At 61.6% G+C, this 21,239-nt stretch carries 20 protein-coding genes; 15 read left to right on the forward strand and 5 right to left on the reverse strand.

Annotated features, from left to right (window positions below; all coding sequences use genetic code 11):
* Positions 1 to 61 precede the first annotated feature (61 nt).
* Positions 62 to 298 carry an ACT domain-containing protein gene (locus AC52Q4_RS02730; RefSeq protein ID WP_495535267.1) on the forward strand — a complete coding sequence of 79 codons (237 nt, stop codon included), beginning with the start codon at positions 62 to 64 and terminating at the stop codon, positions 296 to 298.
* A 188-nt stretch (positions 299 to 486) separates the two neighbouring features.
* Positions 487 to 2,175, forward strand: coding sequence for an ExeM/NucH family extracellular endonuclease (locus AC52Q4_RS02735; RefSeq protein WP_495535268.1), 1,689 nt, complete (start codon positions 487 to 489; stop codon positions 2,173 to 2,175).
* Positions 2,176 to 2,246: 71 nt separating this feature from the next.
* Here AC52Q4_RS02735 and AC52Q4_RS02740 read toward each other — a convergent pair whose 3' ends face one another.
* Positions 2,247 to 4,409: a bifunctional diguanylate cyclase/phosphodiesterase gene (locus AC52Q4_RS02740; RefSeq protein ID WP_495535269.1), complete on the reverse strand. Its 2,163-nt coding sequence runs from the start codon at positions 4,407 to 4,409 to the stop codon at positions 2,247 to 2,249.
* A 747-nt stretch (positions 4,410 to 5,156) separates the two neighbouring features.
* Here AC52Q4_RS02740 and AC52Q4_RS02745 point away from each other — a divergent pair.
* Genes AC52Q4_RS02745 through ccmI form a run of 8 tightly spaced genes read left to right on the forward strand, consistent with a single transcriptional unit; the run spans position 5,157 to position 11,626 of the window.
* Complete coding sequence (locus AC52Q4_RS02745; protein WP_495535270.1) at positions 5,157 to 5,993, forward strand: DsbA family protein; 837 nt, start codon at positions 5,157 to 5,159, stop codon at positions 5,991 to 5,993.
* A gap of 36 nt (positions 5,994 to 6,029) precedes the next feature.
* Positions 6,030 to 6,788: a heme ABC transporter permease gene (locus tag AC52Q4_RS02750; RefSeq protein ID WP_495535271.1), complete on the forward strand. Its 759-nt coding sequence runs from the start codon at positions 6,030 to 6,032 to the stop codon at positions 6,786 to 6,788.
* Positions 6,775 to 6,930, forward strand: coding sequence for a heme exporter protein CcmD (ccmD, locus tag AC52Q4_RS02755; protein ID WP_495535272.1), 156 nt, complete (start codon positions 6,775 to 6,777; stop codon positions 6,928 to 6,930). The genes AC52Q4_RS02750 and ccmD overlap by 14 nt, the downstream gene beginning before the upstream one ends.
* On the forward strand, positions 6,927 to 7,391 hold the full coding sequence (gene ccmE, locus AC52Q4_RS02760) for a cytochrome c maturation protein CcmE (protein WP_495535273.1): 465 nt from the start codon (positions 6,927 to 6,929) through the stop codon (positions 7,389 to 7,391). The genes ccmD and ccmE overlap by 4 nt, the downstream gene beginning before the upstream one ends.
* Complete coding sequence (locus tag AC52Q4_RS02765; RefSeq protein ID WP_495535274.1) at positions 7,388 to 9,379, forward strand: heme lyase CcmF/NrfE family subunit; 1,992 nt, start codon at positions 7,388 to 7,390, stop codon at positions 9,377 to 9,379. Before ccmE ends, AC52Q4_RS02765 begins: the two co-directional genes overlap by 4 nt.
* Complete coding sequence (locus AC52Q4_RS02770) at positions 9,376 to 9,918, forward strand: DsbE family thiol:disulfide interchange protein (RefSeq protein WP_495535275.1); 543 nt, start codon at positions 9,376 to 9,378, stop codon at positions 9,916 to 9,918. The genes AC52Q4_RS02765 and AC52Q4_RS02770 overlap by 4 nt, the downstream gene beginning before the upstream one ends.
* Positions 9,915 to 10,409 (forward strand): cytochrome c-type biogenesis protein, encoded by a 495-nt coding sequence (locus AC52Q4_RS02775; RefSeq protein ID WP_495535276.1) that lies wholly within the window; start codon positions 9,915 to 9,917, stop codon positions 10,407 to 10,409. Before AC52Q4_RS02770 ends, AC52Q4_RS02775 begins: the two co-directional genes overlap by 4 nt.
* On the forward strand, positions 10,406 to 11,626 hold the full coding sequence (gene ccmI, locus AC52Q4_RS02780; protein WP_495535277.1) for a c-type cytochrome biogenesis protein CcmI: 1,221 nt from the start codon (positions 10,406 to 10,408) through the stop codon (positions 11,624 to 11,626). The genes AC52Q4_RS02775 and ccmI overlap by 4 nt, the downstream gene beginning before the upstream one ends.
* Positions 11,627 to 11,639: 13 nt before the next feature.
* Here the strand turns inward: ccmI and ccmB are convergent, their stop codons facing one another.
* Both ccmB and ccmA read right to left on the reverse strand, forming a co-directional pair.
* Complete coding sequence (gene ccmB / locus AC52Q4_RS02785) at positions 11,640 to 12,401, reverse strand: heme exporter protein CcmB (RefSeq protein WP_495535278.1); 762 nt, start codon at positions 12,399 to 12,401, stop codon at positions 11,640 to 11,642.
* Positions 12,316 to 12,927 carry a cytochrome c biogenesis heme-transporting ATPase CcmA gene (gene ccmA / locus AC52Q4_RS02790; protein ID WP_495535279.1) on the reverse strand — a complete coding sequence of 204 codons (612 nt, stop codon included), beginning with the start codon at positions 12,925 to 12,927 and terminating at the stop codon, positions 12,316 to 12,318. Before ccmA ends, ccmB begins: the two co-directional genes overlap by 86 nt.
* Before the next feature lie 206 nt (positions 12,928 to 13,133).
* Between ccmA and AC52Q4_RS02795 the strand changes: the two genes are divergently transcribed.
* From AC52Q4_RS02795 to AC52Q4_RS02810, 4 genes are all read left to right on the forward strand, one after another.
* Positions 13,134 to 14,192, forward strand: coding sequence for a PA0069 family radical SAM protein (locus AC52Q4_RS02795; RefSeq protein ID WP_495535280.1), 1,059 nt, complete (start codon positions 13,134 to 13,136; stop codon positions 14,190 to 14,192).
* 255 nt (positions 14,193 to 14,447) lie between these two features.
* Positions 14,448 to 15,569, forward strand: coding sequence for a phospholipase D-like domain-containing protein (locus AC52Q4_RS02800; RefSeq protein WP_495535281.1), 1,122 nt, complete (start codon positions 14,448 to 14,450; stop codon positions 15,567 to 15,569).
* Between the two features lie 241 nt (positions 15,570 to 15,810).
* The gene (locus AC52Q4_RS02805) at positions 15,811 to 16,269 is read left to right on the forward strand and encodes a hypothetical protein (protein WP_495535282.1); all 459 of its coding nucleotides are present in this window, start codon (positions 15,811 to 15,813) and stop codon (positions 16,267 to 16,269) included.
* Positions 16,270 to 16,523: 254 nt separating this feature from the next.
* Positions 16,524 to 17,648: a GGDEF domain-containing protein gene (locus AC52Q4_RS02810; RefSeq protein ID WP_495535283.1), complete on the forward strand. Its 1,125-nt coding sequence runs from the start codon at positions 16,524 to 16,526 to the stop codon at positions 17,646 to 17,648.
* Between the two features lie 301 nt (positions 17,649 to 17,949).
* Here AC52Q4_RS02810 and AC52Q4_RS02815 read toward each other — a convergent pair whose 3' ends face one another.
* Together AC52Q4_RS02815 and AC52Q4_RS02820 are read right to left on the reverse strand one after the other, a co-directional pair.
* Complete coding sequence (locus tag AC52Q4_RS02815) at positions 17,950 to 18,504, reverse strand: hemerythrin domain-containing protein (protein ID WP_495535284.1); 555 nt, start codon at positions 18,502 to 18,504, stop codon at positions 17,950 to 17,952.
* 335 nt (positions 18,505 to 18,839) lie between these two features.
* On the reverse strand, positions 18,840 to 20,531 hold the full coding sequence (locus AC52Q4_RS02820) for an AMP-binding protein (RefSeq protein ID WP_495535285.1): 1,692 nt from the start codon (positions 20,529 to 20,531) through the stop codon (positions 18,840 to 18,842).
* Between the two features lie 252 nt (positions 20,532 to 20,783).
* Between AC52Q4_RS02820 and AC52Q4_RS02825 the strand changes: the two genes are divergently transcribed.
* A complete protein-coding gene (locus AC52Q4_RS02825; RefSeq protein ID WP_495535286.1) occupies positions 20,784 to 21,188 on the forward strand; it encodes a phasin family protein in 405 nt (134 codons plus the stop codon).
* The last annotated feature ends 51 nt before the right edge of the window (positions 21,189 to 21,239 follow it).

Consider the following 21,239-nt stretch of genomic DNA (forward strand, 5'->3'; position numbering starts at 1 on the left):
CGGGGGCCTTCACCAAACCACCCGCTCTGCGGGTGGTACCTGATTTGATCAATTCTTTGCAGTGGATATTCAAATTCTGACCGATGATCCGCAAGCGCTGGTCAAGGAACTCCCGGCGGTGCTTGGAAGCGAGCAGGTCAAGCCGGTGGAATTGGCCTCTTCGACGCGGCAACGGGCCCGACCGGTAGAACTGCGCCTGACCGTGGAAGTGCGGGATGTCGAGCAGATGAGCCGAGTCATTCATCGCATCTCAGGCATGCCTACCGTGCGTAGGGTCAGCCGCATCGGTCAAACTTGAAACGCGCGCCACGTTGCGCATTCAGTCAGAAAAAAATATGGCATCCTTTGCGCCCTGAGAAATGCGAGACCCGCGCCGCTTCCTTTCTTACTGCGCTGCGGCGCAGGTGCGGTGGCTGCCAATCGGCTGTGCGGTCGACTCTGCGCGGGCTGCCTCGCCGGAACGTCGCTCGGGAGGTATTTGCGTACATGCGGCGCTTGCACGGGCTTCTCCCCGGCTGGCTGGCGGCGACGCTGCTCAGTGTTGTTATCGGTGGGCATGCCCATGCCGATTGTCAAACGCCATCGGGCCTCACCACGGATCTGCGGGCGATCAAAGGGAACGGCGCCAAGCCGCTCGCGGCCGGCCGTCGAGTAGCGGTGGCGGGCACGGTAAGCGCCGTGTTCGAAGGTGCGCGCTCGCTCGGTGGCTTTTACCTACAGCAACCGGCGGCGAACGGAAGACCTCCGATCGGCGTCTTCGTGCGTCAGCCGGATCGGGTGCGCGGCGAGTCTCCTGTGACGGCGGGTCAGCGGATTTTGCTCTCTGCGCGCACGGGGCGCTATCGGGGCCACATCCAGCTCGAGCGTGTCGAGCGAATCATCGCCTGCGGGCGGGATGGGGGGCTGCGGCCCTGGACTTTGGCGCTGCCTGCCGAGCGGAGGCAGCTGCATCGGCTGGAAGACGTTCTTGTGCGGATTCCGCAGAGGCTGACCGTGACCTCCAACTACCAGCTCGCCCATTACGGAACACTCGGGCTGTCTGTCGGTGGTCGCCTGTTCCAGCCGGAAAACGGTACACACGCTGTCGCCGGAGTACCGGCCGGGGTGCTGCTCGATGATGGCAGCTACCGGGCCAATCCACGGGTTGTGCCGTATTTGGATGGCCAGGGCACGCGGCGGCTGGGGAGCGAGATCAGCGATCTCACCGGTATTCTGGCTCACGCATTCGGCCGGTGGCGGATTCAGCCGGGCAACGCGCCGCGTTTTCACGACACGAACCCTCGGGCGGGTTTACAGCCGCGGCGCTCCGGTACGCTTCGCGTAGCCAGCTTCAATCTGGCCAACTACTTTATCAGCTTGGGTGCCCGCGGTGCCGATAGCGAAGCCGGTTTGCGGCGCCAGCAGCGCAAGCTCGTGAAAGCCATCCGCAAACTGGACGCCGATGTGCTGGTGCTGCATGAGGTCGAGAACCGACCGCAGGCGGTGGCCACGTTACTCCGGGCGGTCAATGCAGCCAGTGCTCCGGGCGAAGGGTATTTGGCCGCGGCGGCGGGTATGGAGCACGGCAGCGGCGCGATTCGCACCGTACTGCTTTACCGTGATCAGCGCCTGGTGCCCCGGCAGGTATGGATCAATGAGGCGCCGGTGTTCACTCGGCCGCCGGTGGCCGCGGATTTCCGACCTTTCGACGCGAAAAACGCGCCGCTCATCGTGGTGGCCGCGCACCTCAAATCCAAGGCGGGTTGTCCCGCCCGCGCCGATCGGGAGCGCAGCGGCGGATGCTGGGCAGGCCTGCGGGAGCGTCAGACACTGGCCTTGGCACGCTGGCTGGAGCACTTGCAGGCAAAGACCGGTCATGCGCGGATTCTGCTTGTAGGAGACCTCAACAGCTACCCCGGGGAAGCTGCATTGGGGACGCTCTTGGAGGTCGGCCTGACGGATCTGATCGCGGAGCACATCGCGCCCGCCCAACGCTACACTTACGTTTATCGCGGCGAGGTGGGCTATCTCGATCATGCCTTGGCCAGCGCCTCGCTTACCGAAGCGGTGAGCCAAGCCTTGATCTGGCACATCAATGCGGACGAACCGCGTTTCCTGAATTTCGCCAACCCCCGGGTCGGCGCGACCGTATATCGCTCCTCGGATCATGATCCGGTGATCGTGGACGTGCGTTGACCACTGACCACTGCCGCCTCAGGCTTGCGCCGAAGCCGGTATGCGCCGCTTCGGCGCAAGGGGCCTTCGGCTCAGGTGCTGGCTTCACACCGAAGCGAGGATGGCAGCACCGGCACGTGAAGCATCGTCTCCAGATTTTCGGGGGGCTGCGGCCGCGCGTAGAGGAAGCCTTGCATGTAATCGACTCCGATACTCGCCAGGGTCTGGGCTTGAGCGGGCGTCTCGACGCCTTCTGCAACGACGGATAGACCGAGCGTGTGGGCCAATTCCGTCACCGCTCCGACGATGGCCTGATCTGCGGTGTCGTAAGCGATGGCGTTCACAAAGGAACGATCGACCTTGACGGTATCAACCGGGAAACGTTTGAGGTAGGCAAGCGAGGAGTAGCCGGTGCCGAAATCATCGATCGATAGATGCACGCCGAGGTTCCGTAACGCTTGCAATGTCTCGGCTGCGCCCTCCGGATCCCGCATGACCACGGTCTCGGTCACCTCGAGGCCGAATTGCACGAGCGACGGGTCAATGGCGGCGGAGGCCAGAATGCGCTCGACTGTCGATACCAGATCCGCCTGAGCGAGCTCTCTGCCCGAGAGATTAACGGAGACACCCAGCGGAGAGCCGGCGCTGCGCATGGGCTCCCAGCTCCGGGCCTGCCGGCAAGCCTCTTCGAGCACCCAGGCACCGATCGGGACGATCAATCCCGTCTCCTCGGCGATCGGTATAAACTCCGAGGGCGGCAGCAGTCCCCGCTTCGGGTGCTGCCACCGCAGCAGCGCCTCCACCGAGACCACCGAAGTGTCTGCCGCGGAGATGATCGGTTGGAAATGCAGGTGCAGCTGGCCGCGGTCGAGGGCATTGCGCAGGTCGCGCTCGACGTGCAAGCGGGTCGCCACCTGAATCTGCATGCGCTGGTCGAACAGGGCGTAGTGGCCGCGACCGGAACTCTTGGCTTGATACATGGCCATGTCGGCCGAGCTGATTAGCGCCTCGGCGTCGCTCGTGGAATCGGCGAGCGCGATGCCGATGCTCGCGGTCAGGAATACGCTGTCGTCCTTGAGTCGGATCGGTGTTATCAGCTCGCCGAGCAGGCGTCGGGCAATGACCGCGGCATCGCGATGCGTTTTCACCTGCGGGCAGACGACGACGAACGCGTCGCCGGCGAGCCGGGCGACTGTGTCGGCCGGCCGGCTCATGCGACGCAGGCCCTCGGCGACGCGGATCAGCACCTGATCGCCCGCCTCGTGGCCGAGCGTGTCGTTGACGCGTTTGAAGTGGTCGAGATCGATGAACAGTACGGCGAGCCCGGTCGCGACGACGTCCCGGCGCGCGAGCAGTTGCTGGAGTCGATCGCTCAGCAGCGCTCGGTTGGGCAGGCCGGTAAGGGGATCGTGCAGGGCGCGCCGTTCGAGATCGCGCTCGGCCGTTTTGCGCTTCGTGATGTCACGCGCGAACGCATAGAAGCTCCAGCCCGACTCGTCGCGCAGCGACCAGAGCGTGATCTCGATGTGGAACTCGTGACCGTCGCGGTGCAGCCCCGCCAGTTCAAGCCGCTGTCCGCGCACCCGTGCCACCTCAGTGGCGAGGAAGCGCTCCACCCCGCGACTATGGGCCTCCCGGTACGCCACGGGTACGATGGTTTCGGTAAGAGGGCGTCCGATCGCCTCTTGACGTGACCAGCCGAATACCTCTTCGGCGGCGGTGTTCCAAGCCGTGATACGGCCATCGGCATCCATGCCGATGAAGGCATCCCCGGCGCTGTCCAGGATCTGGCGGCTGCGCTGTTCCCGTGCGGCGAGCGCCTTCTGGGCCGCCTGTCGCTCGAATACCTGTCCGAGTTGCACGCCGACGTGGGCCATCACATCGAGCAACTCCGCGGACGGTGGCTGGGGGGTTGGAGCGTAGAATTCCAATACCGCCGCGATTTCACTGCCGCTTCGTACCGGGAAGGCGAAGCTGCTGGCGAGGTTGGCGCTACGAGCCAGCCTCTGGCTGGGGAAGTTGTTGTCTTTGCCGGTGTCCGTAACCCAGGCGGGAGAGCCGCTGGAGAGCACCCGTCCGGGCAGCCCGGATCCGGGCGCGAAACGCTGCGTTTCGCTGGCGGCACGGAAGTCCTCGAAGCCATCCCCCAGTGACGTCTTGGCGAGGACATGCCATATCCGGGCCGATTCGAGCTCTCCGGCCGCGGTGCACAGCAGAGCGTGTCCCCACGGGCCAGCCCGTGGTGCGGCATACACTGCGCAGTACGACTTCGAGCGCGTCTTGCATCGTAACGGCCTCGTTGGCCGCGACAGCGATGTCCTTCAGCAAGCCGACGTAGGCGATTGATGCGTCCGTGGCCGCGGGCTTCCGTGCCATGATAGATAGACTCCTATTGCGATGGATCGCGCTAGTAGCCTATCGGCGGAATGTTAAATAACTTGAACTACTTCGCAAAACATCAGATAGAGCGTGATGCATTTTTCATCGATTGGCCGATCGTCAGGTAACATTGGGTGTGATTCGCTTAGGCTCACGGCAGCCGCTGGGGCCTCGTCCCATTGCTCCGCGTCCCGTGATAAACTTTGCGTAATTATCGCAGGAGGCTATCGAGTTCTCTAAGGAAAGGTGCGCGGCTCGCATGGCCGGCAGCCGTTGCGAAGGGGCTTTCGATGCGGGCCGTGGGAGCGGATTCTATTCGCACTCGGCCTACGCTATGGTAAAAGAGACTCGCGGCCCATTCCGCTTATTGCCGGTCGCTTCGCCAGCCAATTTCACGCGATTCTCGATATGCCGGAGCGTGGCTCTGCGAGGGTGTTCAGCCAATTGATTGTGCCGATGGGACTGCGCCGGATACCGAATCCTGGTATGCCTATTTAGCCGTTTGTGCAATCGGGGGCGATAACAGCCTCGCCTTGCGGGGGCCGGCCCGCCCCGCAGAGGCTTTGTCGGCGAGATCGAAGCAGTGCGGGGCCGTCTAGGCTCCCGGGGAACGGGATAGTCGCATGCCTTGGAAAGCGCGCGCGTGGCAGGCCGTATCGCTCGTCATCAGCGGCGTCGTCGTGGGTGCCGGGATATCGATGATAGCCCTGGGTGAGTCGAACTCAAGGCCGATCGCAGGGTGGAGCGAGCAAGAGTTTGTTCGTCGTGTCGATCAGCGAATCGAACAGCGGCTGGCGAAGGCCGGGTTGACCGAGGATCAGCTTGATGCGCGAATCGATCAGGGAATCCTAGCCTTTATCGCCAAGCGGCAGGCATGGCAAGGCGTCAAATCGATCCAGTCCGATGATCACGTGCTCGGGGAGCGCACCGCACGGATCACGCTTATAGAGTACTCGGATTACTCATGTCGGTATTGCAGGCGGTTTCATGCCACGGCGCATCGCATCGTCGAGGATTATCCGGGTCGGGTGAACTGGGTTTTTCGCCATTTCCCGCTGAGCATTCACAATCCGGACGCGCAGAGAGCGGCCGTCGCTGCCGAGTGCGCCGCCGAGGTGAGCGGTAATGGGGCGTTTTGGGCTTATGGCGATCGTGTTTTTCGCCACGCGAGCGAGACCGGCGGCGATTTCTCAACCCAGGCATTGGTTTCAATGGCAGCCGAGGTCGGGGTGGAGCGGGTGCAGTTCAAGAGCTGCCTCGATAGCGCCCGGACACTGCCCGCGGTGCGCGCCGATGTTTCAGCGGGTGAGCAAGCCGGCATTACGGGTACGCCGGCGAATTTCGTGCAGGACAACGTCACCGGCACCGTCGTCCCGATGATGGGCGCGCGGCCCTATGAGCAAATCGCGAGAGTTATCGATCAGTTACTTGCGCAAGCACCGCAAGCGGGCAGGCGATGACTCGAGCCACGCAGTAGGCAGAGGACGAGAGCACTCATGTGGATCTGGCTACACCGGTTGGGATCACCGCCGTCTTTCTATCGGTTCGCCGGGCGGTTGTTGCCATGGCTTTGGGCGGGTTGTCTCATATGCTTGGCAGTCGGCCTTTACTGGGGCCTTGTCGTGGCGCCGCCGGACTATCAGCAAGGTGATAGTTATCGAATCATGTTCATTCATGTGCCGAGCGCCTGGCTCTCCTTGCTGAGCTACGTTCTCATGGCGAGCTTTTCCGCTTCCGCCCTCATTTGGCGGATCAAGGTGGCGGAGGTGCTCGCACGTTCCATTGCCCCGCTCGGCGCGAGCTTCACATTCATCGCACTGGTCACCGGCTCTCTCTGGGGCAAGCCCATGTGGGGTGCGTGGTGGGTGTGGGATGCGCGGCTCACCTCGGAGTTGATCCTGTTGTTCCTTTACCTTGGATTCATCGCGCTCGCCTCCGCCTTTGACGATCCGCGGCGGGCAGCGCGGGCAGCCGGACTGCTGGCGGTGGTCGGCGTGGTGAACGTGCCGATCATCCATTTTTCCGTGCAGTGGTGGAATACGCTGCATCAAGGCGCGACCGTGTCCAAGCTCGGCTCGCCTTCGATCGCGCTCAGCATGCTGTTGCCGTTGCTGGTGATGGTTGTCGGGCTGCATCTGTACTTGTTCGCCGCGCTATTGCAAAGAGCGCGCTGCGAGCTCATCGCCAGAGAGCGCAGCAGTCGCTGGGTGAATGACCTGCTACCGGCACGAGGAGCTGGCGATGAACTGGCATGAGTTTTTGCATATGGGTGGGTATGGCCTCTATGTATGGTCGGCCTATGGCGTTGCCGCGGTGGTGCTGATCACCAATGCCGTCTTGCCGGTGTTTCGCTTCCGGGCCCTGCGGCGTGAGATCGAGCGTGGAGGGGAGAGATGACGCGTCGGCGCAAGCGACTGATCCTGGTGAGCTTTCTGGTGGTTGGGGTCGCCGCTGCGGCGGGTCTCGCATTGACGGCATTCCAGCAGAATCTTCTTTACTTCTTTTCGCCCACCCAGGTGGCGGCCGGTGAGGCGCCGTCGGGATATCCGTTTCGCCTGGGCGGCTTGGTCGCCACGGACAGCGTAAAGCGCGAACCCGGTAGCCTGCATGTGCGCTTTCAGGTGACCGACGGGGCGCGATCCGTGCCCGTGATCTACTCGGGGGTCCTGCCGGATCTGTTCCGGGAAGGGCAGGGTGTGGTCGCCCACGGGCAAATGGAGGCGGATGGCACCTTCCGTGCCGATCAAGTGCTCGCCAAGCATGACGAAGAATACATGCCGCCCGAGGTCAAGAAGGCTCTGCAGGTCTCCGAGAATGGCGCTGGGCGCAGCCGCAATGTCGTGGGAGGCGAACCGTGATTCCCGAGCTTGGCCACTTCGGGCTGGTGCTTGCGCTGTCGCTGGCGTTGGCGCAAGCCCTGTTTCCCATCTATGGCGCCCTCAAAGACCGCGTGGAGCTAATGGCGGTGGCCGTGCCGGCCGCACGTGGTCAGTTCGTTTTTCTCGCCTGCAGTTTCGCCGCCCTCGCTTATGCTTTTCTGGTCAACGATTTCTCTGTCGCCTACGTGGTGGAGAACTCCAACACGGCGCTGCCTTGGTACTATCGATTTGCGGCCGTATGGGGGGCCCATGAGGGATCGTTGCTGCTCTGGGTATTGATCCTCGGTGTGTGGACCGTGGCGGTAACCGTGTTCAGCCGGGAACTGCCGATGGCCTTCCGCAGCCGGGTGCTCGGGGTGATGGGGCTCGTGAGTTGCGGCTTTCTGCTGTTTCTCCTTACCACGTCCGATCCGTTTACGCGTTTGCAGCCGGTGCCGGCGCAGGGGCGCGATCTCAACCCCTTGCTACAGGATCCGGGATTGGTTGCCCATCCACCGATGCTCTATATGGGATATGTCGGCTTCTGTGTCGCATTCAGCTTCGCCGTTGCCGCCCTGCTTGGTGGCCGGCTCGACTCGGCTTGGGCACGTTGGTCACGGCCCTGGACAACCGGTGCCTGGGTCTTTTTGACCATCGGTATCACCATGGGCAGCTATTGGGCCTATTACGAGCTCGGCTGGGGCGGCTGGTGGTTCTGGGATCCGGTGGAAAACGCCTCGTTCATGCCGTGGCTTGCCGGCACCGCCCTGATTCATTCTCTGGCCGTCACGGAGAAGCGCGGCGCGTTCAAGCGATGGACCGTTCTGCTGGCGATTCTGACTTTTTCTCTCTCATTGCTCGGTACGTTTTTGGTGCGTTCGGGTGTGTTGACTTCGGTGCACGCCTTCGCGGTTGATCCGCTGCGCGGCGTATTCGTGCTCGGGCTACTGGTCTTCGTGGTGGGAGGCTCGCTTGCGCTCTATGCCTGGCGCGCGGCCAAGGTCCGTTCGAGCGGGCGCTTCGAGCTGCTGTCCCGGGAGACAATGCTGTTGCTGAACAATGCCGTGCTCACCGTCGCCGCGGCTACCGTCCTATTGGGCACGCTCTACCCGTTGGCCATGGACGCGTTCGGACTGGGCCAGGTCTCTGTGGGAGCGCCGTATTTCAATAGCGTGTTTTTGCCGCTGGGACTGCCGCTACTGGTCCTGGTCGCCATCGGGCCGTTGCTGAAATGGAAAGGCGATCGCTGGTCGGAGCTCGCGCGCAAGCTTTGGGGGGCGTTGCTGGTCGTTGCGTTAGCCCTGCTGGTGCTGACGTGGTGGCTATGGCAGGTCAGCCTGGGTGCCGTACTGGGCATCACGTTGGCTGTTTGGGTCGCCCTGGGCAGCGTCGAGGTTTTGCGCGAGCGGATCGCAGGCCGGCGCAAGCCGCTTGTCGCCTTGCGTCGGATACCGCGGAGTATCGCCGGCATGGTGCTGGCGCACCTGGGGCTTGCGGTCTTCGTCGCCGGCGTGACCGCCGTGAATACCTTCGAGTCGAGCAAGGACCTGCAGATGCGGCCCGGAGACTCGTATACCGTAGGCGCTTACACCTTTCACTTCGAAGGCACGCACTCGATTCAGGGTCCCAATTACCACGGCACGGCCGCGCGAATCGAGGTGGTTCGTGACGGCGAACCGATCGCTGTGATGCACCCGCAGAAACGCGTCTATCCCGTTCAGCGCAGCCCGACCACCGAGGCGGCGATTGACGGCGGCGTATTTCGAGACACGTTCGTTGCACTCGGCGAGCCGCTGGGCAATGGCGCCTGGAGTTTGCGAATCCGACTCAAGCCATTGGTGCGCTGGGTGTGGTTCGGCGCACTCATGATGGCGTTCGGCGGCATACTCTGTGTGACGGATCCGCGTTATCGGCGGCTGCTCGCCCGCGATGCGGGTAGGCAAACGGACGGGGTTGCCACTCGGCGGTTCTCAGAGGCCGGGACATGAAGCGTTATCTGCTTGTCGTGCCGTTGGTCCTGTTCGGTGGATTGGCGCTGATGCTCGGTGTCGGGTTGACATTGGATACCTCGGAGGTCAGCTCGCCTCTGGTGGGTAAACCGGCGCCAGAGTTTCAGGCTCCGGGTCTTCAAGACTCGGCGTCTGGTGTAGCGCTCTCCGATCTCAAGGGCGAGGTGGCTTTGATCAACATCTGGGCGAGTTGGTGTGCCACATGCCGTCAAGAGCATCCCTACTTGATGGCGCTTTCCCGGCAGGGCGTGCCCATTTACGGGATCGATTACAAGGATGAGCGTGCCAAGGCCATTGCATGGCTCGAGGAGTTCGGCAACGCCTATCAGGCGGTGGGTTTCGATCCCGACGGCAAGGTGGGCATGGACTGGGGCGTGTACGGGGTGCCGGAGACGTACGTGATCGACCGGCAGGGCGTCATTCGCCACAAGCAGACGGGCGCCATTACCGCCCAGAGTCTGCGTGAAGAGCTGCAGCCGCTGATCGCCAAGCTCCGTCGGGAGGGGGCGGCACAATGATCCGTGGAATTTTCGCGACGCTGCTTTTCGCGGTTGTGACGATGGTTGGCGTCGCGGCCGCGGCGTCCAGCCTGTACCAGTTTGACAGCTCCGATCAGGCGCAGCGCTTCGAGGTGCTGACGCGGCAGCTGCGGTGCCTGGTCTGTCAGGGAGAGAGTATTGCGGATTCCCATGCGGATCTGGCGAAAGACATGCGCGCTCAAGTGCACGAGATGATCGTGGACGGGCGCAGCAATGAGCAGATCATCCGGTTTATGACCGACCGCTACGGCGACTTCATTCTTTATCGGCCGCCCTTCGTTCCCCGCACTTACCTCCTTTGGGTCGGCCCATTGGTGCTGCTCCTCCTCGCCTGCGCCGCCATTATGTACTACGCGCGCAGCGCGCGTCGCGCCACGGTCTCCAGCGAACTGCGGCAAAGTGAGCGAGAGCGGCTCTCCCGGCTCCTCGATGGGGCGGGCGAGTCCAAAAAGGGTCGGATGCAGACATGATCGTCACTTTCTGGATCATCGCGGCGCTGATGACGCTGTTCGCCGTACTCATTGTCGTTATGCCGATCGCAAGGGGTGCGGGAGGCACTCGCAACGACGCAGCGAAGGCGAATATCGCAATTTACCGGCGCCGTCTCCGGGAGCTCGAAGAGGAACACGCCACGGGTTCGATTTCGCAGCAGAATCTGGCAGCCGCACGCGCTGAAATCGATCGGCAGCTACTCGAGGACGTCGATGAAGAGACGGTGGCGGGCAAAGCCGGAAATAGCGCTCGTCGTCGATTACCGGCCGCCGTGATGGCATCGCTCCTGGTGCCGGCGATCGTTGTCGCGTTCTATGCTTGGAACGGCTTGCCGAGGATGCAGGATCAGGGGCCTCCCGGGATTCTGCAAGGGGACGCTCGAGCCCAGCTGGCATTCGTCGAGGAACAGCTCTCGGTGCTTGAAACCCGGCTGCAGCAGCAACCGGATGATGGCGAGGGCTGGCTGATGCTCGGCCGAGCCTACGCGCTCCTTGGCCGTTACGCGGACGCCGCGGAAGCGTTCAGAAAAGCGCAAGAGGTACTCGGCGATTCAGCCCACTTGCTCGCCGAACGGGCACAAGCGCTCGCCCGCGCGGCAGATGGGCGGTTCGACGGGGAGCCGATGCGGCTCCTCGCCAGTGCCTTGAAGCTCGATCCGGGTAATACCCAGGCGCTGTGGCTTTCCGGGATCGCCGCTGAGCAAGCGGGAAACCAGGCTTTGGCAGTAGAACGCTGGCGGGCGGCACTGGCGACCGTCCCAGCCGACAGCGCGGCTGCCGCCACCATCCGTAATGCCCTCGGCCAGTCCGTCGAGCTTACGGAGGGTGCGGCCTCTGCCGCCCCTGTCGGTCGAGCGCGGATCGAGGTGTCGGTACAACTCGATCCCAAGTTCGCCCGTGAATTCGCGGCCGATACGCCGGTTTTTGTATTCGCCCGCGCCGTGGACGGTCCGCGAATGCCGCTTGCCGTGGTCCGGACCACGGTGGGTCGGCTCCCGCAGACACTGACGCTCGACGATTCCAAGGCCGTGTCCGGCGCAGCGAAGCTCTCCGCCTTTCGTGAGGTGCGGATCGTGGCCCGGGTATCGCCCGACGGCCAAGCCATGCCCAAGGCGGGCAACGTTCAGGGCAGCAGTGGTCCCGTTCAAACCGATGCAGATCAGCCGGTCACATTGGTGATGAACGCTCGCATATAGCGGTGGCAGCCGCCTATTCGAGCGTTATCCGCAAAGCCGTCGCAATAGCCCAAGGCATGAGGGAGAGACTCAATATCGAAAGGGCCAAGAGAAACAGCAGCGGCCCTTGGACTGGTAGGCCATGGGCGGCTTGATCGATCGCCGAGGCGCCGAAGATCAGCACCGGGACATACAGAGGCAGTACCAGCAGGGAGAGCAGGACGCCGCCGCGGCGGGCGCTCACTGTCAGGGCGACGCCAAGCGCACCGGTTGCCGTAATGGTTGGCGTGCCGGCGGCAAGAGTTAGTACCGCGACAGCCGCGGTCTGCGTGGGCAGCTGGTAAAGCAGCATCAGCAGTGGCGAGACGAGCATCAGCGGGGGTGCCGTGACCAACCAGTGCGCGAGCAGCTTGGCAAGCACAATCAGCGAGAGGGGCTGCGGCGCGATGGCGAACTGCTCCAGGGTCCCGTCATCAAAATCCGAGCGGAAGAGTTGTTCCATGGAGAGCACGGCGGCCAATACCGCGGCAACCCATAGCACGCCGGGGCCCACCGCACGTAGATTCGCCGGGGCGATGCTCACGGCCAGTGGAAACAAGGCACCGATAAGCAGGAAAAAGACCACGGGGTTGAGATAATCCGCACGGGACCGGTTGGCCAGCAGTAAGTCCCGCAGCAGAACGGCAAAGAAGGCCGCGCTCAGTGTCGGCTCAGTCGTTGCCGAGCGCGAGGCGGGAAACCGTTGCTTGTCCGAGGGAGAGGTGTTGATGCGTGGTGATGATTGCTGATCCGCCATCGGCGAGGTGATCCTCCAACAAACTGGATAGCCCGTCGATCGTTTGCCTGTCGAGGGCCGTGAACGGCTCATCGAGTATCCATAGGGGGGCGGCCGTGAGGACGAGCCGGGCGAGGGCCACCCGACGCAGTTGTCCAGCGGAAAGATGCCGGCAGACCGTGGCGGCATAACGGCGTATGCCCATTCGCTCAAGGGCGAGCAGTGGCTCCGCCACCGCCCCGTCGAGCCTCACATACACATTGAGATTCTCCGTCGGGGTGAGATCGAGCTTGATTGCTGGATTATGGCCCAGGAACAGCAGCACGCTCCGGTACACTTCGGTGACATCGCTGATCGGCTGTCCTTGCCAGTAGATGGTCCCGCTGGACGGTGGACTCAGCGTCGCGAGCGTCCTGAGCAACGTCGTTTTGCCCGAACCGTTGGGGCCTTCGGCAACGAGCGCTTCGCCCGGGCGCACCTGGAATTCCAGATCCGTGGCCAAGACCCGTTCTCCGCGTGAGATGGTCAGCTTTTCAACCTGCAGCATGTGCGCTCGGAGGACCGTGTGGAAAGCCGCTATCCTCGCTTAAAAGGCAAGGCGAGCCAAGCGTGCGTTACGATAGGTGTGGCTGAATCGCGATTCGCTCCTCGCGCCGTCGCTGCGCCGCGAAGGGGCGATTGTCTGGAGGATTTTCACAGACTCGGCCATGTCACCTGCCTTTTGAGGGCTACGCAGAGCTGTCGGAACGCCGGGTGAACGCGTTCATCAAGGGGCGCGGGGCATTGAGTAACCGTTCTTCACGGTATTGCGCCACGTCCGTGGAAGCTTGCGCCGACGGTTGGCATGAGGGAGGCGAGAAGCCGCGCACGCACGTTTTTCGGGACGCAAGTCGTTCGATCATCACCTATAACGAATCGCCGGATGTGCCCTTTGACCGCTCGATCAACCCGTTCAAGGGCTGCGAGCACGCCTGCGTATATTGTTTTGCCCGTCCCAGTCATGCCTATCTTGGGTTGTCACCCGGCCTTGATTTCGAGAGCAGAATTTTCGCGAAACCCGATGCCGCAGCGCTTCTGAGAAAAGAACTATCAGCGCAGAATTACACACCCGCGGTTATCGCCCTGGGTGCTAATACCGATCCCTATCAACCGATTGAGCGAAAGCTGAAAATCACCCGCGGCATTTTGCAGGTGTTGTATGAGTGCTATCACCCGGTGACGGTAATAACAAAATCAGGACTTGTCGAGCGGGACATCGATCTATTGGCGCCAATGGCGCAGCGGGGGCTCGCGCGGGCGGCGATCTCCGTCACCTCATTGGATAGCGGTCTCAGTCGCCGCCTAGAGCCCCGGGCAGCGGGGCCGCAGCGGCGTTTGCGCACCATAAAGGCGTTGAGCGAGGCCGGTATCCCGGTAACGGTGCTGTTCGCGCCGGTCATCCCCGCGCTAAACGACTCGCAGATGGAGGAGGTGCTCGCGGCGGCGCGTGAAGCAGGGGCGCAAGCGGCCGGCTATGTTCTCCTGCGGTTGCCGCTTGAGGTCGAGGAAATTTTTCGAGAATGGTTGAGCGTGCATGTGCCGCTCAAGGCGCGGCACATTCTGAGCCTGGTGCGCCAAATGCGGCAGGGAAAAGCCTACTGCGCAGAGTTCGGCACCCGCATGCGCGGCACGGGCATTTTCGCTCAACTCATCGGCAAGCGCTTCAAGCTCGCCTGCAGGCGCTTGGCTCTGAATCAGCACTACCTCGAACTGGACTGTTCGCAGTTTGTTGCCCCATGTGAGCCGGCGGGCAGGCAATTGTCCTTGTTCTAGCCGGACTGCCCGCACGCGTGGCCCGCCGGCTTGAGCCTGTCTGCGCCTGTGTTCATAATCGGCGGGGCTTGGCGACACTGGGCCGGCACCGCGAAAGCGGTCGTGATGATGGTTGTCGTTGGCGCTTTCGAACGGTGAAAGGATTGCGGGCTCGCCTCGCTGAGCGCATCATCTACCGCAAGGGGGGCGGCGACTTCAAGCCTGGGTCTCGTAGCCGCCAGAAAGCGAGCCGTGTAGGAATCCACACATCGTGCTATGGGCAGGAGAGCGACAGGCCGTGCGCTAGCGGGTACGCGGGATCGTGTCACGGCGGTCTTTCCGAAGCACGTCTACACCGAGGGGGACGAGCTCTACGCTTTCATGCTCTCGACCATCCGGTCCGCTTGCCGCAGTATCAGCCTAGAGACTTACACGTACGCCGACGATGCAGTGGGGCGGCGGTTCAGTCGTGCGCTCGCCGAGCGCGCAGAGTCTGGCGTGAAGGTCAGGCTGTTGGTTGATGCCTTCGGCTCGCTGGGGTGCTTTCCGCGCCGCGCGGAGAAGCAGCTGCGCGCTGCCGGAGTTCAGGTGCGTCGTTTTCACCGTTGGCATTGGCGCTACCCGTTGCGGTACGACCGTCGGGATCAGCGAAAATTGCTCGTAGTCGATCGGCATTATGCGTTCCTCGGCGGTTTCAATATTCACGAACAGAGCTCTTGCGTGCACGCGGGAACCGAGCGCTGGCGCGATACACATGTTTACTTCGAAGGGGCGCTGGCTCGCGAGGCCGAAGCGCTGTTCGATCTGTTCTGGTACCGGCATTGGCGCCATCACCACGCGCTGCGGCTTCCGGCGACCGATGTACTTGCGTCCAACCATGACAGCGATACACGCCAGCGGTTGCACTTTTTTGTGGATGATATCCTGGACGGCGTTCGAGCCCGCCTCTGGGTAAGCACGCCTTATTTCGTGCCGGATCAGGGTATGCAGCGGTGGCTGATTCGAGCGGCGCGACGAGGCGTGGACGTCCGCATGCTCGTTCCCCGCAAATCGGACGCCCGCTTGGCGCGGTGGGCCTCATCCGCCGCCTACACTCGCTTGCTCCGCGAGGGCGTGCGAATTTTCGAGTACTTGCCGCGTACGCTGCATGCCAAAATTGTGGTCGCCGATAGAGAATGGTGTATCGTCGGGACGTCTAATCTCGACAGTCGTAGCGCACATACCAACTACGAGCTCAACCTCATTTCTGCTGATCCCGCATTTTGCCGTGAGTTAGCAGAGCATTTTAAGCAAGATCTACTCTGCTCTGCAGAGGTGCGCCAGAGCGGTTGCGTGAAACACCCTGTCGTGAAGCACGTTGCCGAGACCCTCGGCTGGTTTACCAGACGCTGGCACTAGCCTTGGGGGGGGCGTGCTGCCGTGCTGCCATAAGGGCAGAGATCGAATCATCGCAAGCTGAATTCACTTAAATTTCAGAAAGAGGCCGTATCGCATGCAACATGCCCCCTTCCTCCGTCGTCTGCTGCTAGCGAGCGCGTTACTGTTCGCAGGGGCGTTGTGCAACGCAGAGTTGGTTGCCGCGCAGGGCACTGGCGCTGTCTCGCCCGACGCCTTTAACGGGCCGACACGGCAGAAGCTCATGGATACCCGGGAGAAGCTCAAGAATCTCCACCGACAACTTGCTGAGATCTCTGCGGCTGCCCGCAAAAACAACCCTTCCCTTCAGGCTCAGGAAGATAAGCTGCGCCATCTCGTTCTCAATACGATGGAGGCCGCCGGATATCAGCCGGAGAGGGCGGTAGCGCATATCAAAGAGTTGAGCAGCAAGTTGCGTTCCGAGGACATTAATCCCGAGCAGAAAAAACGCTTGATCGCCGACTATCGCCAGACGCAAGCTCGTTTGATGGCGGCACAACGCGAGGCCATGAACAATGATGAGGTTCAACAGGCACGACAAGCGTATCAGGATCAAATGCGTCAAGCGATGGAGAAAGAAGATCCCAATGCCAAGGCGCTGATTCAACGCTATGCCCAGACGCGAATGCAGCTGAGGCGTCAGCTCGACGAGGCGGTAAAGAGCCAGAAGGCAGACGACTGATCGCGCGCTGGACTTCGCCGACCAGGAATTCGAAAAGGGTTTCTGCGGGCACCTCCGAAACTTCAGGTGTTATGGCAAGCTATTCATGTTTCCGGCGTTTGTAGGAGCGAGCCGCGAACGTCCTGTTACCTTTGCGCCGTTCAATCGCACGGGTTGTGGCCGGGCGATCATACGACGCCAGCCGAACCGATGCCGCGGCGGCGGCAAAGGTCCGGCGCGAATCGAGCTTTGCCATGAGGTCGTGAGCTGACGACATGGGACTATTCGCCATCATTCCCCGCCATGATCGCAATCAGGCATTACGAGTAAAGCGCTTCTTGATGGCGGGCCTGGTGTACACGATGATTATCGGCTTGATGGCGATTTATGTCCTTCAGGGCTTCCTATCATTACGTGGTTGGCTGGTTACGATAAGCGCTATTCTCGCCGTTAATTCCATCGTATTCCTGATTCTGCGCAGCGGCCGCAATGAGCGCTTCCATGACCCGAGCATGACCGGGTTTCAGATGTTTGCGGCTTGTCTTTTGATGATGCTTACGCTCGCCGAAGTGAATACCGGCCGGGGCGCCCTGTTGATGCTTTATGTCGTGCTTTTGCTGTTCGGGGTTTTTCGGTTGCGGGCCCAGCAGTTCATGGTGCTGGGACTTTTCGCGTTGGCGTGCTACACAGCGGTGATCGCGTTCGCCTACTACCGGCAGCCGGAGGCGACCGATTTGCCGGTCGAGCTGCTGCAGTGGCTTGCATTCGCCGTGCTGATTCCATGTGGAAGCTTCTTCGCCGGTTACGTGGGCCGTCTTCGACAACAAACGCGCGAGTACCAGGTCGCATTGCAGCAAGCGCGCGAGAAGGCCCATGATTTTGCGATATACGATGATCTCACCGGAATCAGCAATCGGCGCAACATCCTCCATCTTCTGGAGCAAGAGCGCGAGCGCTCCGATCGTCTTAGCTTGCCATTTTCCGTGTGTCTGCTCGACCTAGACGATTTTCGCCGCATCAATCAACAATTCGGCTATATCGCGGGAGATCAGGTTTTGTGTCAGGTGGCGCAGTGCCTGAACAAGATGCTGCGCACCGTCGAGGAGGTCGGCCGGTACAGCGGCGAGGAATTTTTGGTCATCATGCCAGATACCACGGAGGCGGCCGCTGCGGAACGGGCCGAGCGCTTGCGAGAGCAGGTGGAGCGCTGCCGATTCAAGGGGCTTGAACCTTCGCTGCGGCTGACGTTGTCCATCGGAGTCAGCGACTATCACCCGGGAGAAGGGTTGTGGGCGGTGATCGGGCGCGCCCGCTGGGGCGCTGACAAGGCATTGGACAGTGGCGGCAACCAGACCCGCATCTGCTCCCGGGAGCAGTCGGGTAGCGTCACCACCTCATGAGCTTGCGCCGCCGCGTTGGCAGGCAGACGAGGCCCAAGCGGATCTATTTTGCTCCGCGATAGCCGTTCATCAGCCTGAGGTTCAGCCCGGCGCAGGCCCGCTCAAGTCGACCCTCAGCGCGTTTTTTTATCGACCCATAAGCCGACTGATCGCCGACGTTCGTGCCTTACGCGGCATAACTCCTATGGGGCGCAGGTGTTTTCTCTCTCGGCACTAGGCAATTCCGTTAGGACTGGCAGCGTTCACTCATCTAAATTGAGGTCGTTCTGCACGGCCTCGAATAGGGCGGCTGCGGGATTTCTCAGGACAAGGGGGTACGGTTGCGTTTGTATATGGGCGCCGCGTGCAGCGTCTCCACCGGTGCAATTTCTCTAAGCGAAGGCCAACGTTGTTGCCGCAGAGTTCGTTCGATTTGCCTCCAGTCGGCGTCCGTCAACAGTTGATCGGCCAGTGGTAACAGCTCGTTTTCCTCGCGTTCCACGTGCCAGCGCTGCAACTCGATGTAGCGATGCGCCCGCGCATCGAACTCGGCTTTGGCGACGACCACATCCTCCGCCATGTCCTCTACGCTTTCGAGTAGTTCCTCGCTGCGTCGGCGAAGATCCTCTTGTTGCTGAATGAGCTCACTGACCAGGCGGGCGGCACCGCGTTCACGCGCCAAGACGTTACGGTAAATTACCCGCTCCTTATTGCTGTCCCCTGGACCTAGGTACTGAGTGAGATAATAGAATCCATCTTTCAAAGCGCTCAGGTCAGCGCTCCCCTCCTGACCGAGCGCCTCGACTTCCTGCTCCAGCATGTCGAGAACGGTACGAATCTCTTCATGCCTTAAGAGAAGCTCGTCGAGCATGTGCATGGCGGATTCTCCTAGCAGCCGCAGTGATTTCTGCCATGGCCTGGAAGTAGGTATCGAGACTTGCACGGACTCCGAGTCCCCAGTTCATCATCTCAAGCACTATAGTCCACAGCCGGAGCAGCCGCCTGTCGCGAATGCTCGGAGTGTGATGGCGTTCCTGGTCTCGGCGCCAAACGCCTCTGTCTCGCGCGCCAATGCTTCGAAAACGGGCAATCAGCGATCGCGCAGGATTTTGATCGCCCATGATAGACAGACGGCACGCCAGAGCAGATCGCTTCGCGTGTCGCGGCCATGGCGATGCGGCAATTTAATGTGAGCGGCGCTACCTTTTGTTTTTACGCAGCCTCTCGGGTACGTTTGAGCTCCTCCTCACGCAGCGAACGCCGGAGGATCTTGCCAACGTTGGATTTGGGCAGCTCGCTACGGAATTCGATCTCCCGAGGTACCTTGTAGCCGGTGAGCTGTTTGCGGCAGTGGTCAATAACCTCGTCTTCGCTCAGGGCGTGCTTGCCGCACACGACAAAGGCCTTTAAGCGCTCGCCGTGCTCTTCATCGGGAACCCCGATAACGGCCGCCTCGAAAACGTTCGGATGGGAGACGAGCACGCTCTCCACCTCATTTGGATAAACGTTGAACCCCGAGACGTTAATCATGTCTTTCTTGCGGTCGACGATATAGACGTAACCCTGCTCATCCATGCGGGCGATGTCGCCGCTACGCAGCCAACCATCGGCAAAAAAGGCGCTTTCCGTCTCCGCCGTGCCCACGCCCCAATAGCCCGCCATAACCTGGGGGCCGCGCACGCACAGCTCACCGTTCTCACCGAGGGCAACTTCCTCACCCCGGTCGTCGCGCATGCTCACCTCCGTCGAGGGGATGGGCAGCCCGATACTGCCTTTGTAATCAGCGAGGTCCACGGGATTGACGCATACCGCCGGAGAGGTCTCGGTGAGTCCATAGGCTTCTACGAGTGTAGAACCGGTCGTGGCTTTCCAGCGCTCCGCAACCCGGCGCTGGACCGCCATGCCACCGCCGAGAGTCAGTCGCAAATGGCTGAAATCGATTTTCTCGAATCCCGGCGTATTGAGCAGGCCGTTGAAAAGCGTATTTACCCCGGTGAACGCGGTGAACCTCTGACGGCGGAGTTCTTTGACGAAGCTCGGTAGATCCCGCGGATTGGTGATCAGTACGTTTTCGCCGCCGAGTTTCATGAACATCAGGCAATTCGCCAGCAGCGAGAAGATGTGGTAAAGCGGCAGCGCGGTGATGATTACCTCTTGCCCGGCGCGCATCTTAGGGGCGATCCAGGCAGAGGCCTGCTGCAAGTTGGCGACCATGTTGCGGTGGGTAAGCATCGCGCCTTTAGCCGTGCCTGTGGTGCCCCCCGTATATTGAAGAAAGGCGAGATCACCCGGTCCTACGGTTGTCTCGGTGAGCTCGAGGCGGTTTCCCGCCTGTAGCGTTTTCCGGAAGGAAACCGCATCCGGGAGATGGAAAGAAGGCACCGCTTTTTTGATGTATTTCACCACCGCATTGACAAGTTGCGCCTTGGGCGTCGGTAACAGATCGCCGACGCGGGTGGTGATCACGGTCTTGGGATGTTGCTCGGTCGGGATCTGTTCTAGCGTGTGAGCAAAATTCTCGAGCAGCACAATCGCCCGAGCCCGCGAATCATTGAGCTGATGGCTCAGCTCGCGCGCCGTATAGAGCGGATTGACGTTCACCACGGTGAGTCCGATCCGCAGGGCGCCCATCAGGGCAATGGGGTACTGCAGGACGTTGGGCAACATGAGCGCGATCCGGTCGCCTTTCTTGAGTCCCGCGCGCGCTTGCAGCCACGCGCCGAAGGCGCGGCTGCGCGCATCGAGATCACGATAAGTCAGCGCCGCGCCCATGTTGCTGAACGCCCGATGATCGGGGTAGTGACGAACGCTTTGCTCGAACACGTCCTTGAGCGAAGCGAACTCATCGGGGTCAATCTCTGCCGGTACGTCCTTCGGATAGCTCTTGAGCCAGATTTTCTCCAATGTTTTTCTCCCAAATCCCTCGGCTGAACGAGTTCGCGACGATCGCGCGCGTCACGGACCAGTATAGAAAACGCAAGTCACGATCGCAGCACTTGGTTTCTGCCTTGGCACTTTGATCGTTGGGTCTCCGGGCGAGTGGGATGGTGCAACAAAAAAGTGCTATGCTGCATCGCAACAAACACGGCGATCGGGTATGGCCACCGGCGAGAGCCGGTCGACCGTCACTGGCTTGGTAATGGAGGTCCGTTGGCCATGTATGACGCACTCTACACGATGACAAACGCGCTATTCGCGCAGTTGTTTGATCCCGCGCGTCGATACAATGCGTTGGTTTACGAGAATCTTGGGAAAGTCGCCGAATTTCAGCTCGACTCTCTCCGTTCCTATACTGATATCGGGCTCCGCCCGCTGCGCGAGGCGCTGCGAGTGAACGATGGCGAAGATTTCCAGCGGCTCATGGTGAGCCAGAACGAAGCGGGGCATACGCTGGTGGCAAAGTTCATGGCCGATACCCAGACGCTCGTTGGCTTTGGCCAGACCTTCGGCCAGGAAGTTCAGAATTTGCTAACGCAAGCCACCGATGCTCCCGTGACCGGGGGCGCGGCAAGCGATGCAGCCCAACCTCCCGCGAGAGCAGCGCGCCGGAAATCCGGCTAGTCTCCAGCAGGTCCGATGCGGCGCCTCGCGGCCGCCACCGGTACGCTCGCA

The organism is Nitrococcus sp. (assembly GCF_059432795.1).